Here is an 18,824-nt window from a genome sequence, read left to right on the forward strand (position 1 = left end):
CATGAACAGCACGCTTATCCAGACAGACCGTTTCACCTTGAGTGAAACCGAGCGCTCGGCCATCGAGCACGAGCTGCATCACTACGAAGACCCGCGCGCGGCGTCGATCGAAGCCCTGAAGATCGTCCAGAAGGAACGTGGCTGGGTGCCTGACGGCGCGCTCTACGCCATCGGCGAAATCCTTGGCATCCCGGCCAGCGACGTTGAAGGCGTGGCGACGTTCTATAGCCAGATCTTCCGCCAGCCAGTCGGCCGCCACATCATTCGCGTCTGCGACAGCATGGTCTGCTACATCGGCGGCCATGAATCCGTGGTCAACGAAATCCAGGGCAATCTGGGGATCGGCCTGGGCCAGACTACCGCCGACGGTCGTTTCACCCTGCTGCCGGTCTGCTGCCTCGGCAACTGTGACAAGGCGCCGGCGCTGATGATCGACGACGACACTTTCGGTGATGTGCAGCCTGCCGGCGTTGCCAAATTGCTCGAGGGCTACGTATGACCCTGACTTCCTTCGGTCCTGCCAACCGCATCAAGCGTTCGGCCGAGACTCACCCGCTGACCTGGCGTCTGCGTGACGACGGCGAAGCCGTGTGGCTCGACGAGTACCAGGCCAAGAACGGTTACGCCGCTGCGCGCAAGGCCTTCGCCGACATGGCTCAGGACGACATCGTCCAGACCGTGAAAGACGCCGGCCTTAAAGGTCGCGGCGGCGCTGGCTTCCCCACTGGCGTTAAGTGGGGCCTGATGCCGAAAGACGAATCCATCAACATCCGCTACCTGCTGTGCAACGCGGACGAGATGGAGCCGAACACCTGGAAAGACCGCATGCTGATGGAGCAACTGCCCCATCTGCTGATCGAAGGCATGCTGATCAGTGCTCGCGCACTGAAAACCTACCGTGGCTACATCTTCCTGCGTGGCGAATACACCACCGCCGCCAAGCACCTGAACCGTGCCGTGGAAGAAGCCAAGGCAGCCGGCCTTTTGGGCAAGAACATCCTGGGCAGCGGCTTCGATTTCGAGCTGTTCGTCCACACCGGTGCCGGGCGTTACATCTGCGGTGAAGAAACCGCACTGATCAACTCCCTCGAAGGCCGCCGCGCCAACCCGCGCTCCAAGCCGCCCTTCCCTGCCGCCGTTGGCGTGTGGGGCAAGCCGACCTGCGTGAACAACGTTGAAACCCTGTGCAACGTGCCGGCGATCATTGCCGACGGCGTGGACTGGTACAAATCGTTGTCCCGTGAAGGCAGTGAAGACATGGGCACCAAGCTCATGGGCTTCTCCGGCAAGGTCAAGAACCCGGGCCTGTGGGAGTTGCCGTTCGGCATCACCGGTCGCGAGTTGTTCGAAGACTACGCCGGCGGCATGCGCGACGGCTTCAAGCTCAAGGCCTGGCAGCCAGGCGGCGCCGGTACCGGTTTCCTGTTGCCGGAGCACCTCGACGCACAAATGTACGCCGGCGGCATCGCCAAAGTGGGCACCCGCATGGGTACCGGCCTGGCCATGGCGGTGGACGACAGCGTCAACATGGTGTCCCTGCTGCGCAACATGGAAGAGTTCTTCTCCCGCGAATCCTGCGGCTTCTGCACCCCGTGCCGTGACGGTCTGCCATGGAGCGTCAAGCTGCTGCGCGCGATCGAAAACGGTGAAGGGCAAGCCGGCGATATCGAGACCCTGCTGGGTCTGGTCGGTTTCCTCGGCCCAGGCAAGACCTTCTGTGCTCACGCACCGGGCGCCGTGGAGCCGTTGGGCAGCGCAATCAAATACTTCCGCCATGAGTTCGAAGCCGGCATCGCGCCCACCAGCGCCGTCGTCCCGCCTCTGGCAAGGCCGATCGTAATCGGCGCTTAAACGCTTAAAAAAGGCGAAGGGTCCGTGCCCTTCGCCTTCTCGTGTGATGACGCCTTGAACGGCTGTGTTGATTCACGCGAACAACAAGATTCCATTAGCCACGCCCGCTGACACCGGGCCAACGAAGAACTTTGAACCATGGCCACTATCCACGTAGACGGCAAAGAGCTCGAAGTCGATGGGGCAGACAACCTGTTACAGGCATGTCTGTCGCTAGGCCTCGATATTCCGTATTTCTGCTGGCACCCCGCCCTAGGCAGCGTTGGCGCTTGCCGCCAGTGTGCGGTCAAGCAGTACACCGACGCCAACGACACCCGTGGTCGGATCGTCATGTCCTGCATGACCCCCGCCACCGACGGCAGCTGGATCTCCATCGAAGACGAAGAAGCGAAAGTATTTCGCGCCAGCGTCGTCGAATGGCTGATGACCAACCACCCTCACGACTGCCCGGTCTGTGAGGAAGGCGGTCACTGCCACCTGCAAGACATGACGGTAATGACCGGCCACAACGAGCGCCGTTATCGCTTCACCAAGCGTACCCACCAGAACCAGCAACTGGGCCCGTTCATTTCCCACGAGATGAACCGCTGCATCGCTTGCTACCGCTGCGTGCGCTTCTATAAGGATTACGCTGGCGGCACCGACCTCGGTGTATTTGGCGCCCACGACAACGTGTACTTCGGTCGCGTTGAAGACGGCGTGCTGGAAAGTGAATTCTCCGGCAACCTCACCGAGGTCTGCCCGACCGGTGTGTTTACCGACAAGACTCACTCCGAGCGCTACAACCGCAAGTGGGACATGCAGTTCTCGCCAAGCATCTGCCATGGCTGCTCCAGCGGTTGCAACATCTCCCCGGGCGAGCGCTACGGTGAACTGCGTCGTATCGAAAACCGCTTCAACGGTTCGGTCAACCAGTACTTCCTGTGCGACCGTGGCCGTTTCGGCTATGGCTACGTCAACCGCGAAGACCGCCCGCGTCAGCCATTGTTGGCCAACGGCGCCAAGCTGAGCCTCGACGAAGCGCTGGATAAAGCCGCTGACCTGCTGCGCGGTCGCAACATCGTCGGTATCGGTTCGCCACGCGCCAGCCTCGAAAGCAACTACGCGTTGCGCGAACTGGTCGGTGCCGAGCATTTCTACTCCGGTATCGAAGCCGCCGAGCTGGAACGCATTCGTCTGGTGATGCAGGTGCTGAAAGACAGTCCCCTGCCGATCCCGAACATGCGCGACATCGAAGACCACGACGCGATCTTCGTCCTCGGCGAAGACCTGACCCAGACCGCTGCCCGTATGGCGCTGTCCCTGCGTCAATCGGTCAAAGGCAAAGCCGAAGACATGGCCGATGCCATGCGCGTTCAGCCTTGGCTCGACGCTGCAGTGAAGAACATCGGTCAGCACGCGCTGAACCCACTGTTCATCGCCAGCCTGGCTGAAACCAAGCTCGACGACATCGCCGAAGAATGCGTTCACGCCGCGCCAGACGACCTGGCCCGCATCGGTTTCGCCGTGGCTCACGCCCTCGACGCCAGCGCCCCAGCGGTTGAAGGCCTGGACGCTGAAGCCGTTGAACTGGCTCAACGCATCGCCAATGCCCTGCTGGCCGCCAAGCGTCCGCTGATCATCGCCGGTACTTCGCTGGGTTCCAAAGCGCTGATCGAAGCCGCGGCAAACATTGCCAAAGCCTTGAAGCTGCGCGAGAAGAACGGTTCCATCAGCCTGATCGTGCCAGAGGCCAACAGCCTCGGCCTGGCCATGCTCGGTGGCGAATCGGTCGACGCCGCGCTGCAAGCCGTGATCGACGGCAAGGCTGACGCTATCGTCGTGCTGGAAAACGATCTGTACACCCGTACCGACAAAGCCAAGGTTGATGCCGCCCTGACCGCTGCGAAAGTAGTGATCGTTGCCGACCATCAGAAGACCGCCACCAGCGATCGCGCGCACCTGGTTCTGCCAGCCGCCAGCTTCGCTGAAGGCGACGGTACCCTGGTCAGCCAGGAAGGCCGCGCCCAGCGCTTCTTCCAGGTGTTTGATCCGAAGTACATGGACGCCAGCATCCTGGTTCACGAAGGCTGGCGCTGGCTGCATGCCCTGCGTGCCACCCTGCTGAACCAGCCGATTGACTGGACCCAACTGGACCACGTCACCGCTGCCGTTGCTTCGAGCACCCCGCAACTGGCGCGTATCGTTGATGCCGCACCGTCCGCCGCGTTCCGCATCAAGGGCATGAAACTGGCCCGCGAACCGCTGCGTTACTCCGGTCGTACCGCCATGCGTGCCGACATCAGCGTGCACGAACCGCGTACTCCGCAAGACAACGACACCGCGTTCAACTTCTCGATGGAAGGTTACTCGGGCTCGGTCGAGCCGCGTCAGCAAGTACCATTCGCCTGGTCTCCGGGCTGGAACTCGCCGCAAGCCTGGAACAAGTTCCAGGACGAAGTCGGTGGTCACATTCGCGCTGGCGACCCGGGCACCCGCCTGATCGAAAGCGCTGGTGATTCGCTGAACTGGTTTGCCGCTGTTCCGCGTGCGTTCAACCCGGCTCCGGGCACCTGGCAGGTTGTGCCGTTCTTCCACCTGCTCGGCAGCGAAGAAACCTCTTCGAAAGCCGCACCGGTTCAGGAACGCATCCCGGCTGCTTACGTCGCCCTGGCCAAGTCCGAAGCCGACCGTCTGGGTGTCAATGACGGTGCCATGCTCAACTTGAACGTGGCTGGCCAGACCTTGCGTCTGCCGCTGCGCATCAATGAAGAGCTGGGCGCTGGCCTGGTCGCGTTGCCTGCGGGTATCGCCGGCATTCCAGCGGCAATCTTTGGTAAAACCGTTGACGGTCTGCAGGAGGCAGCTCAATGACCTGGTTCACTCCTGAGGTGATCGACGTGATCATCGCGGTCGTCAAGGCCATCGTGATTCTGCTCGCCGTGGTGGTGTGCGGCGCGCTGCTGAGCTGGGTCGAGCGTCGTCTGCTCGCCCTCTGGCAGGACCGTTACGGTCCGAACCGCGTCGGCCCGTTCGGCGCGTTCCAGATTGCGGCCGACATGATCAAGATGTTCTTCAAGGAAGACTGGACCCCGCCGTTTGCCGACAAGATGATCTTCACCCTGGCACCGGTCGTGGCCATGAGCGCCCTGCTGATTGCCTTCGCGATCATCCCGATCACCCCGACCTGGGGCGTGGCGGACATCAACATCGGCATCCTGTTCTTCTTCGCCATGGCCGGTCTGTCGGTCTATGCGGTGTTGTTCGCCGGCTGGTCGAGTAACAACAAGTTCGCCCTGCTGGGCAGCTTGCGGGCCTCGGCGCAAACCGTATCGTACGAAGTGTTCATGGGCCTGTCGTTGATGGGCATCGTGATCCAGGTCGGCTCGTTCAACATGCGCGACATCGTTGAGTATCAAGCGCAGAACCTGTGGTTCATCATTCCGCAGATCTTCGGTTTCCTGACCTTCTTCATCGCTGGCGTCGCCGTGACTCACCGTCACCCGTTCGACCAGCCGGAAGCGGAACAGGAACTGGCCGACGGTTACCACATTGAATACGCCGGCATGAAATGGGGCATGTTCTTCGTCGGCGAGTACATCGGCATCGTGCTGATTTCGGCGCTGCTGGTGACCTTGTTCTTCGGTGGCTGGCACGGCCCGTTCGGCATTCTGCCGCAGATCCCGTTCATCTGGTTCGCGCTCAAAACCGCGTTCTTCATCATGATCTTCATCCTGCTGCGCGCCTCGATTCCGCGCCCACGGTATGACCAAGTGATGGATTTCAGCTGGAAGTTCTGCCTGCCGCTGACCCTCGTCAACATGCTGGTGACCGCTGCGATCGTGTTGCTCAACACGCCCGCCGTCGCGGCTCAGTGAGGATAGAGAATCATGAAGTACATTTTTGACATCGTGCATGGCTTCTTCACCCAGCTTCGCAGCCTGGTGATGATCTTCGGCCACGCCTTCCGCAAGCGCGACACGCTGCAGTACCCGGAAGAAGCCGTGTACCTGCCGCCGCGTTACCGTGGCCGTATCGTCCTGACCCGTGACCCTGATGGTGAGGAGCGCTGCGTGGCCTGCAACCTGTGCGCCGTGGCCTGCCCGGTGGGTTGCATCTCGCTGCAGAAAGCTGAAACCGAAGACGGTCGCTGGTACCCGGACTTCTTCCGCATCAACTTCTCGCGCTGCATTTTCTGCGGCCTCTGCGAGGAAGCCTGCCCGACCACCGCGATCCAGCTGACACCGGATTTCGAGATGGCCGAGTTCAAACGTCAGGACCTGGTTTACGAGAAAGAAGATCTGTTGATCTCCGGCCCCGGCAAAAACCCTGATTACAACTTCTATCGTGTTGCAGGTATGGCGATTGCCGGGAAGCCGAAAGGCTCCGCGCAAAATGAAGCCCAGCCGATCAACGTGAAGAGCTTGCTGCCTTAAGGAAGAAAGATGGAATTCGCTTTCTATTTCGCATCGGGTATCGCAGTGGTGGCCACGCTTCGCGTGATCACCCACACCAACCCTGTGCACGCCCTGCTCTACCTGATCATTTCGCTGATCGCCGTCGCGATGACGTTCTTCGCCCTCGGCGCACCGTTCGCCGGTGTCCTGGAAGTGATCGCCTACGCTGGCGCCATCATGGTGCTGTTCGTGTTTGTGGTCATGATGCTGAACCTCGGTCCCGCCTCGGTTCAGCAAGAGCGCGTCTGGCTCAAGCCCGGCATCTGGCTCGGCCCGGTCATTCTCGGCGCCCTGCTGCTGGCTGAACTGCTGTACGTGCTGTTCTCCCATCAGAGCGGCCAGGCCGTCGGCCACACCACCGTAGACGCCAAGGCCGTGGGCATCAGCCTGTTCGGTCCGTACCTGCTGGTGGTCGAACTCGCCTCGATGCTGCTGCTCGCCGCAGCCGTCACGGCGTTCCACCTGGGCCGCAACGAAGCCAAGGAGCAATGACGATGCCTGCTATCCCTTTGGAGCATGGTCTGGCGGTTGCCGGCATCCTGTTCTGCCTCGGTCTGGTCGGCCTGATGGTCCGCCGCAACATTCTTTTCGTGCTGATGAGCCTGGAGGTCATGATGAATGCCTCCGCTTTGGCGTTCATCGTTGCCGGTAGCCGCTGGGCGCAGCCGGATGGACAGATCATGTTCATCCTGGTGATCAGCCTGGCAGCCGCCGAGGCCAGTATTGGCCTGGCGATTCTGTTGCAGCTGTATCGCCGCTTCCACACTCTCGATATCGACGCTGCCAGCGAGATGCGCGGATGAATCTTCTCTATCTGACTTTCGTATTCCCTCTTATAGGTTTCCTGCTGCTGTCGTTTTCACGCGGCCGCCTCTCGGAAAACCTGTCGGCGCTGATTGGCGTCGGTTCCATCGGCCTGTCTGCCATCGTCGCGGCTTACGTGATCTGGCAATTCAATGTCGCGCCACCTGAAGGTGGCCACTACACCCAGGTGCTGTGGCAGTGGATGGCGGTGGAAGGCTTCACGCCTAACTTCGCGCTGTACCTGGATGGCCTGTCCGTCACCATGCTCGGCGTGGTGGTCGGCGTCGGCTTCCTGATCCACCTGTTCGCGTCCTGGTACATGCGCGGTGAAGACGGTTACTCGCGCTTCTTCGCCTACACCAATCTGTTTATCGCCAGCATGCTGTTCCTGATCCTGGGCGATAACCTGTTGTTCCTGTACTTCGGCTGGGAAGGCGTGGGCCTGTGCTCGTACCTGTTGATCGGTTTCTACTACAGCAACCGCAACAACGGTAACGCGGCACTCAAGGCTTTCATCGTGACCCGGATCGGCGACGTGTTCATGGCCATCGGCCTGTTCATCCTGTTCCAGCAACTGGGCACGCTTAACGTCCAGGAACTGCTGGTGAAGGCACCTGAGCACTTCAAGGTCGGCGACTTCTGGATCGTCCTGGCGACCCTGATGCTGCTGGGCGGCGCGGTTGGTAAATCCGCGCAACTGCCGCTGCAAACCTGGCTGGCGGATGCAATGGCCGGTCCTACTCCGGTTTCGGCACTGATCCACGCCGCAACCATGGTGACCGCCGGTGTCTACCTGATCGCCCGTACCCACGGCCTGTTTGCGTTGGCGCCGGACATCCTGCACCTCGTCGGCATCGTCGGCGGCGTGACCCTGGTGCTGGCAGGTTTTGCCGCACTGGTGCAGACCGACATCAAACGTATCCTCGCCTACTCGACCATGAGCCAGATCGGCTACATGTTCCTGGCACTGGGCGTGGGCGCATGGGATGGCGCGATCTTCCACCTGATGACCCACGCCTTCTTCAAGGCGCTGTTGTTCCTTGCCTCCGGTGCGGTGATCGTTGCCTGCCACCACGAGCAGAACATCTTCAAGATGGGCGGCCTGTGGAAGAAACTGCCACTGGCCTACACCAGCTTCATCGTCGGCGGCGCGGCTTTGTCTGCCCTGCCACTGGTGACCGCAGGCTTCTACTCCAAAGACGAAATCCTCTGGGAAGCCTTCGCCAGCGGCAACCACGGTCTGCTCTATGCAGGTCTGGTCGGTGCGTTCATGACTTCGCTGTACACCTTCCGCCTGATCTTCATCGCGTTCCACGGTGAAGCGAAGACCGAAGCGCACGCCGGTCACGGCATCGCTCACTGGCTGCCACTGTCGGTGCTGATCGTGCTGTCGACTTTCGTCGGCGCAATGATCGTACCGCCACTGCACGGTGTGCTGCCGGAAAGCGTCGGCCACGCCGGCGGCGAAGCCAAGCACAGTCTGGAAATCGCCTCGGGCGCCATCGCCCTGGCCGGTATCCTGCTGGCCGCGCTGCTGTTCCTTGGCAAGCGTCGTTTCGTCACCGCAATCGCCAACAGCGGCATTGGCCGCTTCCTTTCGGCCTGGTGGTTCGCTGCCTGGGGCTTCGACTGGATCTACGACAAACTGTTCGTCAAGCCATACCTTGCGATCAGCCACGCACTGCGCAAAGACCCGCTCGACCAGACTATCGGTCTGATCCCGCGTATGGCCAAAGGCGGTCACACCGCCCTGAGCCGTACCGAAACCGGTCAACTGCGTTGGTACGCGGCATCGATGGCAGCCGGCTCCGTGCTGGTCATCGGCGCCATCGTGCTGGTAGCGGTCTGAATATGAACCTTGCGAACTTGCGAAAGGAATTGAGCCCGTCATGATTCTGCCTTGGCTAATCCTGATCCCCTTCATCGGCGGCCTGCTGTGCTGGATGGGTGAGCGCTTCGGCGCTACCCTCCCCCGCTGGATTGCGCTGTTGACCATGACCCTGGAACTCGCGCTCGGCCTCTGGCTGTGGGCCCACGGTAATTATTCATTTGCTCCGGCGCCCGGCGCCGATCCGACCTGGGCGCTTGAGTTCAAGCACATCTGGATCGAGCGGTTCGGCATCAGCGTGCACCTGGCCCTCGACGGCCTGTCGCTGCTGATGATCCTGCTGACCGGTTTGCTGGGTATCCTCTCGGTACTGTGCTCGTGGAAAGAAATTCAACGTCACGTTGGCTTCTTCCACTTGAACCTGATGTGGATCCTGGGCGGTGTCGTCGGCGTGTTCCTCGCCCTCGACCTGTTCATGTTCTTCTTCTTCTGGGAAATGATGCTGGTGCCGATGTACTTCCTCATCGCGCTCTGGGGTCACAGTTCTTCGGACGGCAAGAAAACCCGGATCTACGCGGCGACCAAGTTCTTCATCTTCACTCAGGCGTCCGGCCTGATCATGTTGGTGGCGATCCTGGGCCTGGTGCTGGTCAACTTCAACAGCACCGGCGTGATCACGTTCAACTATGCCGATCTGCTGAAAACCAAGATGTCGCTCACGACCGAGTACATCCTGATGCTCGGCTTCTTCATCGCTTTCGCGGTGAAACTGCCGGTCGTGCCGTTCCACTCCTGGTTGCCTGATGCTCACGCCCAGGCGCCAACAGCGGGTTCCGTCGACCTGGCTGGTATCTTGCTGAAAACCGCTGCTTACGGTTTGCTGCGTTTCGCCCTGCCGCTGTTCCCGAATGCCTCGGCCGAATTCGCGCCGTTTGCCATGACCCTGGGTCTGATCGGGATCTTCTACGGTGCGTTCCTCGCGTTCGCGCAAACCGACATCAAGCGTCTGATTGCCTACTCCTCCGTTTCCCACATGGGCTTCGTGTTGATCGGCATCTACTCCGGCAGCCAATTGGCGCTGCAGGGCGCGGTGATGCAGATGCTGGCGCACGGCCTGTCGGCCGCGGCACTCTTTATCCTCAGCGGCCAGTTGTACGAGCGCACCCACACCCGCGACATGCGTGAAATGGGTGGCCTGTGGTCGAAGATCGCTTACCTGCCGGCCATCAGCCTATTCTTTGCAGCCGCTTCCCTGGGCTTGCCGGGCACCGGTAACTTCGTCGGTGAGTTCCTGATCCTGATCGGCACGTTTGCCGCTGCACCCTGGATCACCGCGATTGCGACGTCCGGCCTGGTGTTCGGTTCGGTCTACTCGCTGATCATGATCCACCGTGCCTACTTCGGCCCGTCCAAATCGGACGCGGTGTTGCATGGCATGGATGGTCGCGAACTGATCATGGTGGTCGGGCTGGCGGCGCTGCTGATTTACATCGGTGTGTACCCGCAACCGTTCCTCGATACCTCTGCCGCGACGATGCATGGCGTGCAGCAGTGGCTCGGCTCCGCCTTCACTCAACTCGCTTCGGCCCGGTAAGAGCGCTATGGAATTCACGACTCAACACTTTATCGCGCTAGCGCCGTTGTTGATCACCAGCGCCACGATCATCGTGGTGATGCTGGCGATTGCCTGGCGCCGCAACCACTCGCAGACCTTCCTGATTTCCGTGGCGGGCCTGAACCTGGCGTTGCTGTCGATCCTGCCAGCCTTGAAAGTCGCGCCATTGGCCGTGACCCCACTGCTGCAAATCGATAGCTTCGCGTGTCTGTACATGGCGCTGATCCTGGTCGCCACCCTCGCTTGTGTGACCCTCGCCCACGCCTACCTCGGCGATGGCGGTTCGGGTTACCCGGGCAACCGTGAAGAACTGTACCTGCTGATCCTGATGGCCGCCGCCGGCGGTCTGGTCCTGGTCAGCGCGCACCACCTGGCCGGGCTGTTCATCGGTCTGGAACTGTTGTCGGTGCCGGTCTACGGTCTGGTGGCGTATGCCTTCTTCAACAAGCGTTCGCTGGAAGCCGGTATCAAGTACATGGTGCTGTCGGCCGCCGGTTCCGCGTTCCTGTTGTTCGGCATGGCCCTGCTCTACGCCGACTCCGGCAGCCTGAGCTTCGTCGGTATCGGCCAGGCCCTCGCGGCCACCGGCCTGCCAAGCTCGCTGGCGCAAATGGGCCTGGGCATGATGCTCATCGGCCTGGCGTTCAAGCTGTCGCTGGTGCCATTCCACCTCTGGACCCCGGACGTTTACGAAGGTGCTCCGGCTCCGGTGGCCGCGTTCCTGGCGACCGCTTCCAAAGTCGCGGTGTTCGCGGTGATGGTGCGTCTGTTCCAGATCTCGCCAGCGGCGAGCAGCGGTGTACTGAGCGACGTGCTGACCATCATCGCCATTGCGTCGATCCTGTTCGGTAACCTGCTGGCACTGACCCAAAGCAACCTCAAGCGTCTGCTGGGTTACTCGTCCATCGCCCACTTCGGCTACCTGCTGATCGCCCTGGTGGCGAGCAAGGGCCTGGCCGTGGAAGCCATCGGCGTGTACCTGGTCACCTACGTCATCACCAGCCTCGGCGCGTTTGGCGTCATCACGCTGATGTCCTCGCCGTACAACGGCCGTGACGCCGATGCCCTGTACGAATACCGCGGCTTGTTCTGGCGCCGTCCGTACCTGACCGCCGTCCTGACCGTGATGATGCTGTCCCTGGCCGGTATCCCGCTGACCGCGGGCTTCATCGGCAAGTTCTACATCATCGCCACCGGTGTCGAGTCGCACCAATGGTGGCTGGTGGGTTCCCTGGTATTGGGCAGCGCCATCGGCGTCTTCTACTACCTGCGCGTGATGGTCACCCTGTACCTGATCGAGCCGAACCTGCGTCGCCACGATGCGCAACTGCACTGGGAACAACGTGCTGGCGGTGTGATGCTGCTGGCCATCGCCGCACTGGCGTTCTTCCTCGGGCTGTATCCGCAGCCGCTGCTGGTCCTGGTTCAGCAGGCTGGACTGGCGGGTTGATCGCCTAGCGATACTTGGTAGCAAACAAAAAAACGGCGCCTTCGGGTGCCGTTTTGCGTTTGGGGTTTCAAGATCAAAAGATCGCAGCCTGCGGCAGCTCCTACAGGGAAATGCGAATCCCGTGTAGGAGCTGCCGCAGGCTGCGATCTTTTGATCTTCATCCTGACTGATATCCAGAATAGCCTCGCAGGCGATTCAGCCGCGTCCTACATCCCGATCCTGCCTTCGACTTTAACGTAATGACTTGACCGAATTGGCGAGAACAGAAGCCTTGGCCGACGAGCGCCAAGGCAAGGTCACGCTGCGAACCCACAAGGTCAAGTTGCCAAAACTGGTGCCCATCACTGCCGAGGAAGTGGTAGCCATCCGCCAACAGCTCAATCTTTCCCGTTCGGTGTTCGCGATGTATTTGCGTACGAATACCCGAACGCTGGAAAACTGGGAGCAAGGGCGGGCGAAACCTAATGCTCAAGCCACGACGCTTATCCGGTTGGTTGAGCGTTTTCCGGAGACAGTGGAGCAATTAGCAGCGTTGACATAGGTTCAGGAGGTTTTTAAAGATCAAAAGATCGCAGCCTTCGGCAGCTCCTACAGTTGGAGTGCGTTTCCCTGTAGGAGCTGCCGAAGGCTGCGATCTTTTGATCTGGATTAAAAAACGGCACCTTACGGTGCCGTTTGCGTTTCACAGTACAGAAGCTTACTTACGCGCATCCGCCCACGATTTCAACAGTTCGTTGTAGTTCACGGTTTCGCCTTTAGGCTTCTCGTTCGCCAGCTTCGGCTTTGGTGCACCCGGCTGATCGAACCAGTATTGCGCATCGCGTTCCGGGTTCATTTTCGGCCCGCAGACCGGTTGCGCCTTGGAGCGTTCCAGACGAGTCATGATCGCGTCCTGATCCTTGGCCAGGCCATCCAGCGCCTGTTGCGGGGTTTTCTCGCCGCTTGCCGCTTCGGCGATGTGGCTCCACCACAGTTGTGCCAGACGCGGATAGTCCGGCACGTTGGTCCCGGTCGGGGTCCATTGCACGCGGGCCGGGCTGCGGTAGAACTCCACCAGGCCACCGAGTTTCGGTGCCAGGTCGGTCATCGCTTGTGAGTTGATGTCCGACTCGCGGATCGGTGTCAGGCCGACGATGGTTTTCTTCAGCGACACGGTTTTCGAGGTCACAAACTGCGCATAAAGCCAGGCCGCCAGTTTCTGTTTCTCAGGCGTGGACTTCATGAACGTCCAGGAACCCACGTCCTGATACCCCAGCTTCATGCCCTCTTCCCAATACGGGCCTCTCGGCGACGGCGCCATCCGCCATTTCGGCGTGCCATCGGCGTTCACCACTGGCAAGCCCGGTTTGGTCATGTCGGCGGTAAACGCGGTGTACCAAAAGATCTGCTGGGCGATGTTGCCCTGGGACGGTACCGGGCCGGACTCGGAGAACGTCATGCCCGCCGCTTCCGGTGGTGCGTACGCCTTCATCCAGTCGACGTATTTCTGCGTCGCGTAAACCGCTGCCGGGCCGTTGGTGTCGCCGCCACGGGTCACGCTGGAACCCACCGGGTGGCAGTCCTCGACGCGGATGCCCCACTCATCCACCGGCAAGCCATTGGGAATCCCTTTGTCGCCGCCACCGGCCATCGAGAACCAGGCATCGGTGAAGCGCCAGCCCAGGGACGGGTCTTTCTTGCCGTAGTCCATGTGCCCGTAGATCCGCTTGCCGTCAATTTCCTTGACGTCTTCGCTGAAGAACTTGGCGATGTCTTCATAGGCCGACCAGTTCACCGGTACGCCCAATTCGTAACCGTACTTCTCCTTGAACTTGGCTTTCAGCTCCGGCCGCTCGAACCAGTCAGCGCGGAACCAGTAGAGGTTGGCGAACTGCTGGTCTGGCAATTGATAGATCTTGCCATCGGGAGCGGTGGTGAAGGAAATACCGATGAAATCCTTAATGTCCAAGGTCGGCGAGGTGAAGTTCTTGCCTTCATTGGCCATCAGGTCAGTGATCGCTTCGGTCTTGCCGTAGCGGAAGTGCGTACCGATCAAATCCGAGTCGTTGACCCAGCCGTCATAAATGCTCTTGTCCGACTGCATCACGGTCTGCAGCTTCTCCACCACATCGCCTTCCTGCAGCAAGTCGTGGGTCACCTTGATGCCGGTGATCTCGGTAAAGGCCTTGGCCAACACCTTGGACTCATATTCGTGAGTGGTCAGGGTTTCCGAGACCACCTTGATGTCCATCCCGCGAAATGGCTCCGCCGCCTTGATGAACCACTTCAATTCCGCAAGCTGCTGCTCTGGCGTAAGGGTGGACGGTTTGAATTCGCTGCCGATCCACTTTTTCGCCGCGTCTTCGTACGCATCAGCCCACGCGGCCGCGCTCAAACCGCTGAGTGCCAGCATGGCTGCCAATGAAATGCTATGTCGCAGCTTATTGTTTTTGTCGAACATAGAGACCTCCTGTTTAAGTTTCGGAGCAACATTGCCGAGCGATTCGACTAGCCCCAACGCATCACAGCCAACAGCCACACCAGGGACAACGCGGACGCTACCCAGATGCTCCAGTCGGTGGCGCCAATGACCAGCAAATGCAGGTAGGCGCTGCCGAGAAGACCGATAAACAGCCGATCGCCACGGGTGGTGGCAATCGGCAACAAACCACGCCGAAGAATGCTCGGCGAACGCAATTCCCAGGTCGTCATGCCCACCAGGATCAGGCCAATGACGATGAAGAACACAGCGGTAGGGACCGTCCAACTCATCCATTCCATCATCAGCTCCTCAGACCCGGCCCAGGGCAAAGCCCTTGGCCACGTGGTTGCGAACAAACCAGATCACCAGCATGCCGGGCAGGATGGTCAACACCCCCGCCGCCGCCAGCACGCCCCAATCGATGCCGGACGCCGACACCGTGCGTGTCATCACCGCCGCAATCGGCTTGGCGTTGACCGACGTCAGCGTCCGCGCCAACAGCAGTTCGACCCAGGAAAACATGAAGCAGAAAAACGCCGTGACACCGATTCCGGAGCCAATCAGCGGGACGAAAATCTTCACGAAGAACTTGGGAAAACTGTAGCCGTCGATATAGGCAGTTTCGTCGATTTCCTTCGGAACGCCGGACATGAAGCCCTCAAGAATCCACACCGCCAACGGCACGTTAAACAGGCAATGCGCCAGCGCGACAGCGATGTGTGTGTCGAACAACCCGATCGAGGAATACAACTGGAAGAACGGCAGCAGAAACACCGCCGGCGGCGCCATGCGGTTGGTCAGCAGCCAGAAGAACAGGTGCTTGTCGCCGAGGAAACGATAGCGCGAGAACGCATACGCCGCCGGCAATGCCACACTCAACGAGATCACCGTGTTCAAGCTTACGTAATATAGCGAGTTGAGGTAACCGGTGTACCAGGCCGGGTCGGTGAAGATCACCTTGTAGTTGGCGAAGGTAAAATCCCGCGGAAACAACGTCAGGCCACTGAGGATTTCGGTGTTGCTCTTGAAGGACATGTTCAGCAGCCAGTAGATCGGCACCAGCAGGAACAGGATGTAGATCAGCAGTGGAATCAGCTTTCTTTTACTCATGGCAGACCTCAGCGGTTGGCGTCAGAGTGAGTCATGGCGGTGTAGAACAGCCAGGACACCAACAGGATGATCAGGAAGTACACCAGCGAGAAAGCCGCCGCCGGGCCGAGGTCGAACTGCCCGATGGCCATCTGCGTCAGGGTCTGGCTCAAGAACGTGGTGGCGTTCCCCGGGCCGCCACCGGTCAGTACGAACGGCTCGGTGTAGATCATGAAGCTGTCCATGAATCGCAACATCACCGCGATCAACAGCACACTCTTGAGCTTGGGCAACTGGATGTGCCGCAACACGGCCCAGGCCGATGCCCGATCGATCCGCGCTGCCTGGTAATACACATCCGGAATCGCCCGCAGACCGGAGAAACACAACAGCGCCACCAACGACGTCCAGTGCCACACATCCATTACCAGCACGGTGACCCAGGCGTCCATGGTATTGGCCGCATAGTTATAGCTGATGCCCATCGCATTGAGGCTCGACCCGAGCAAACCGATATCCGCCCGGCCGAAAATCTGCCAGATCGTGCCCACCACGTTCCACGGAATCAGCAATGGAATTGCCAGGATGATCAGCACCAATGAGGACCAGCGGCCCTTGGTCGGCATGGTCAGGGCGATGGCGATGCCCAGCGGGATTTCGATCAGCAACACGCAGCCGGAGTAGATGAATTGGCGCAGCAGCGAGTCGTGCAGCCGTGGATCAAGCAACACTTGCTTGTACCAGTCGGCGCCGACGAAGTAGCGGCTGGACTGGTCAAAGATATCCTGTACCGAATAGTTGACCACGGTCATCATCGGGATCACCGCACTGAATGCCACCAGCAAAAACACCGGCAGGACCAGCCACCAGGCCTTGTTGTTCTGCACCTTGTTCATGGCTGCACCTCCAGCAGGTAATCGTCGGCATAGACCATCAACCACTGCGCCGGAAAGCTGATGTAGGCAGTGCCTTCGGGCACCGGTTTGTCTTCGGCCAGGCGCACTTTCAACGGCGCGCCGTCGAGGTTCAGGGTCATGATCTTGTAGGTGCCGAGGTCTTCGACGTGTACGACCTGTGCCTTCATCGCGTCGTCAAACGGTTCGTCCCACACGTGCACGAACTCCGGACGGATGCCGACCTTCAGGGTTTTCCATTCGGACTCGGCGATGCGTTGCTGTTGTGCGTCGGACAAGGGCAAATGCGTCGAAGCGAAACCCACGCCACCCGGCTGTGGCTGCACTTCGATCAGGTTCATTCCCGGGCTACCAATGAAATAACCGACGAATGTGTGGCTTGGCCGCTCGAACAACTCTCTCGGTGTGCCGAATTGCACGATCTGGCCGCCGTACATCACGGCAATTTTGTCAGCGAAGGTCGAGGCCTCCAGCTGATCGTGGGTGACATAGACCATGGTGATGTTGAACTGCTCGTGAATCTGCTTGAGCTTGCGCCGCAGCTTCCACTTCAAGTGCGGGTCGATCACCGTCAGGGGTTCGTCGAACAGGATCGCCGACACGTCATCGCGCACCAGCCCACGGCCCATGGAGACTTTCTGTTTTTCATCGGCGGTAAGGTTGCGCGCCTTTTTACTCAGCAACGACTGGAGGTCGAGAACCTCGGCAATTTCCTGCACCTTGCTGTGAATTTTCGCCTCGGCCATGCCCTGATTGCGCAGCGGGAAGGCCAGGTTATCGAACACCGTCATGGTGTCGTAGACCACCGGAAACTGGAAAACCTGAGCGATGTTGCGCTTTTCCGGGGTCAGGTCATTGACCACTTTGCTGTCGAACAGCACATGCCCCTGGGACGGGCTGAGCAACCCGGAAATGATGTTGAGCAACGTCGACTTGCCGCAGCCCGAAGGCCCGAGCAACGCGTAAGCACCGCCCTGCTCCCAAACGTGGTCCATCTCGCGAATCGCGTAATCCTCGGGGCCGGCCGGCGTCTTGGTGTAGCTGTGGGCGAGGTTCTGCAAACGGATTTCGGCCATCAGGCAACCCTCGCGATACGGCGACCGGGCGCCTGGACCAATCGTCCCTGCGCATCGAACACAAACAGTTTATGGGTCGGGATGTAGATGCGAATCGGCGCATCGACGTCGTATTCGTGCACGCCGGGCAAGTGCAGCACCAACAGGAAGTGTTCGTTGCGCACGTGCAGGAAGGTTTCCGAACCGCTGATCTCGGCCACTTCGACGGTGACCGCCAATTCAAGGTCATCGTCGTTGCTCGGCACCAGCGAGATATGGCTCGGGCGCACACCGAAGCGGAACTCGCCCTCGCCCACCGGCCGCAAATCGACGTTCAATGGAAAGTGCACGAAATTGGCGAAACTCACTTCATTGCCGGCAATCCGCCCCGGCATCAGGTTGATCGGCGGCTCGGAAAACAGTTCGGCGGCCAGCACGGTTTGCGGCTGGTGATAGACCTCGGACGACTTGCCGCTCTGGATCACCCGGCCCTCGTGAAGAATCGTGGTGGTACCGCCCAGCGCCAGCGCTTCGTTGGGTTCGGTGGTGGCGTAGATGGCGATGGTGTGGCGCGCCTTGAACAGCTCGCGCATTTCCTGGCGCAGTTCTTCGCGCAGTTTGTAGTCGAGGTTGACCAGCGGCTCATCGAACAGGATCAGCTCGGCGTCCTTGACCAACGCCCGGGCCATGGCCGTGCGCTGTTGCTGGCCACCAGAGAGTTCGAGGGGATGGCGCTGGAGGAATTTCTCGATGCGCAGCATCTTTGCGGTTTCCAGCACTTTGCTCTGTATCTGCTCGTTGGAAACGCCGCCCTGGCGCAACGGTGAGGCGATGTTCTCGAATACCGTCATGGTCGGGTAATTGATGAACTGCTGATACACCATCGACACGTTGCGCAACCGCACCGGGCGCTGGGTAACGTCGACGCCGTTCATCAGGATGCGCCCGCTGTCGGGCTTGTCCAGACCGGCCATCAAGCGCATGAGACTGGTTTTGCCGGACAGCGTGCGCCCGAGTAAAACGTTGAAGGAACCAGGTTCGAAACTCAGGCACGCATCGTCGATCCAGGTCTGGCCCTCGACGGTACGGCTGACGTGCTCCAGGGTTAATGACATGGCTCGGCCTTTTTATTATTTGGAGTCAAGCGACCGGAGCTACAGAGCGAGTTTCGTGCCAGAAATTTCAAGACGTTGATATAACGAGAAAATACCGAAAAATCCGAAGAGCTCAGGTTCGTAGCTGAACAGAAGTGAACAACCCGAACTGAACAACTGAACAGTTCAACGATTGACAATGAACAATAGTGAACAACACTCTATGG

The 18,824-nt window shown here is 60.0% G+C and carries 17 protein-coding genes; 11 read left to right on the plus strand and 6 right to left on the minus strand.

Translation table 11 applies throughout. The features are described from left to right. The first annotated feature begins 1 nt into the window (after position 1). From nuoE to ACA052_RS18870, 11 genes are all read left to right on the plus strand, one after another. Entirely contained in the window at positions 2-499 is a 498-nt protein-coding gene (nuoE, locus tag ACA052_RS18820) for an NADH-quinone oxidoreductase subunit NuoE (protein WP_497646233.1), read from the plus strand. Further along, the gene (gene nuoF, locus ACA052_RS18825; protein ID WP_497646234.1) at positions 496-1,851 is read left to right on the plus strand and encodes an NADH-quinone oxidoreductase subunit NuoF; all 1,356 of its coding nucleotides are present in this window, start codon (positions 496-498) and stop codon (positions 1,849-1,851) included. Before nuoE ends, nuoF begins: the two co-directional genes overlap by 4 nt. Before the next feature lie 138 nt (positions 1,852-1,989). Continuing rightward, complete coding sequence (gene nuoG, locus ACA052_RS18830; RefSeq protein ID WP_497646235.1) at positions 1,990-4,704, plus strand: NADH-quinone oxidoreductase subunit NuoG; 2,715 nt, start codon at positions 1,990-1,992, stop codon at positions 4,702-4,704. Continuing rightward, on the plus strand, positions 4,701-5,708 hold the full coding sequence (gene nuoH, locus ACA052_RS18835; RefSeq protein ID WP_497640793.1) for an NADH-quinone oxidoreductase subunit NuoH: 1,008 nt from the start codon (positions 4,701-4,703) through the stop codon (positions 5,706-5,708). Before nuoG ends, nuoH begins: the two co-directional genes overlap by 4 nt. A 12-nt stretch (positions 5,709-5,720) precedes the next feature. Beyond that, a complete protein-coding gene (nuoI, locus tag ACA052_RS18840) occupies positions 5,721-6,266 on the plus strand; it encodes an NADH-quinone oxidoreductase subunit NuoI (RefSeq protein ID WP_007946418.1) in 546 nt (181 codons plus the stop codon). Positions 6,267-6,275: 9 nt separating this feature from the next. After that, the gene (gene nuoJ / locus ACA052_RS18845; RefSeq protein ID WP_497646236.1) at positions 6,276-6,779 is read left to right on the plus strand and encodes an NADH-quinone oxidoreductase subunit J; all 504 of its coding nucleotides are present in this window, start codon (positions 6,276-6,278) and stop codon (positions 6,777-6,779) included. Positions 6,780-6,781: 2 nt separating this feature from the next. Next, positions 6,782-7,090 (plus strand): NADH-quinone oxidoreductase subunit NuoK, encoded by a 309-nt coding sequence (nuoK, locus tag ACA052_RS18850; protein ID WP_007940879.1) that lies wholly within the window; start codon positions 6,782-6,784, stop codon positions 7,088-7,090. Continuing rightward, positions 7,087-8,940 carry an NADH-quinone oxidoreductase subunit L gene (nuoL, locus tag ACA052_RS18855; RefSeq protein ID WP_497646237.1) on the plus strand — a complete coding sequence of 618 codons (1,854 nt, stop codon included), beginning with the start codon at positions 7,087-7,089 and terminating at the stop codon, positions 8,938-8,940. Before nuoK ends, nuoL begins: the two co-directional genes overlap by 4 nt. A 40-nt stretch (positions 8,941-8,980) precedes the next feature. Beyond that, entirely contained in the window at positions 8,981-10,513 is a 1,533-nt protein-coding gene (gene nuoM / locus ACA052_RS18860) for an NADH-quinone oxidoreductase subunit M (protein WP_497646238.1), read from the plus strand. Positions 10,514-10,520: 7 nt separating this feature from the next. Continuing rightward, positions 10,521-11,984 (plus strand): NADH-quinone oxidoreductase subunit NuoN, encoded by a 1,464-nt coding sequence (gene nuoN, locus ACA052_RS18865; protein ID WP_497646239.1) that lies wholly within the window; start codon positions 10,521-10,523, stop codon positions 11,982-11,984. Positions 11,985-12,228: 244 nt separating this feature from the next. Further along, on the plus strand, positions 12,229-12,525 hold the full coding sequence (locus ACA052_RS18870; RefSeq protein ID WP_497646240.1) for a helix-turn-helix domain-containing protein: 297 nt from the start codon (positions 12,229-12,231) through the stop codon (positions 12,523-12,525). 156 nt (positions 12,526-12,681) lie between these two features. Here the strand turns inward: ACA052_RS18870 and ACA052_RS18875 are convergent, their stop codons facing one another. The 6 genes from ACA052_RS18875 to ACA052_RS18900 are packed head-to-tail and all read right to left on the minus strand — an operon-like array spanning position 12,682 to position 18,618. Beyond that, entirely contained in the window at positions 12,682-14,424 is a 1,743-nt protein-coding gene (locus ACA052_RS18875; protein WP_497646241.1) for an ABC transporter substrate-binding protein, read from the minus strand. A gap of 47 nt (positions 14,425-14,471) precedes the next feature. Beyond that, on the minus strand, positions 14,472-14,744 hold the full coding sequence (locus ACA052_RS18880; RefSeq protein WP_497646242.1) for a DUF2160 domain-containing protein: 273 nt from the start codon (positions 14,742-14,744) through the stop codon (positions 14,472-14,474). A gap of 10 nt (positions 14,745-14,754) precedes the next feature. Beyond that, the gene (locus tag ACA052_RS18885; RefSeq protein WP_497646243.1) at positions 14,755-15,555 is read right to left on the minus strand and encodes a carbohydrate ABC transporter permease; all 801 of its coding nucleotides are present in this window, start codon (positions 15,553-15,555) and stop codon (positions 14,755-14,757) included. 8 nt (positions 15,556-15,563) lie between these two features. After that, a complete protein-coding gene (locus tag ACA052_RS18890; RefSeq protein WP_497646244.1) occupies positions 15,564-16,430 on the minus strand; it encodes a carbohydrate ABC transporter permease in 867 nt (288 codons plus the stop codon). Next, a complete protein-coding gene (locus ACA052_RS18895) occupies positions 16,427-17,524 on the minus strand; it encodes an ABC transporter ATP-binding protein (RefSeq protein ID WP_497646245.1) in 1,098 nt (365 codons plus the stop codon). Before ACA052_RS18895 ends, ACA052_RS18890 begins: the two co-directional genes overlap by 4 nt. Continuing rightward, the gene (locus tag ACA052_RS18900; protein ID WP_497646246.1) at positions 17,524-18,618 is read right to left on the minus strand and encodes an ABC transporter ATP-binding protein; all 1,095 of its coding nucleotides are present in this window, start codon (positions 18,616-18,618) and stop codon (positions 17,524-17,526) included. Before ACA052_RS18900 ends, ACA052_RS18895 begins: the two co-directional genes overlap by 1 nt. Positions 18,619-18,824: the final 206 nt, after the last annotated feature.

Source organism: Pseudomonas sp. LBUM1644 (genome assembly GCF_059716195.1).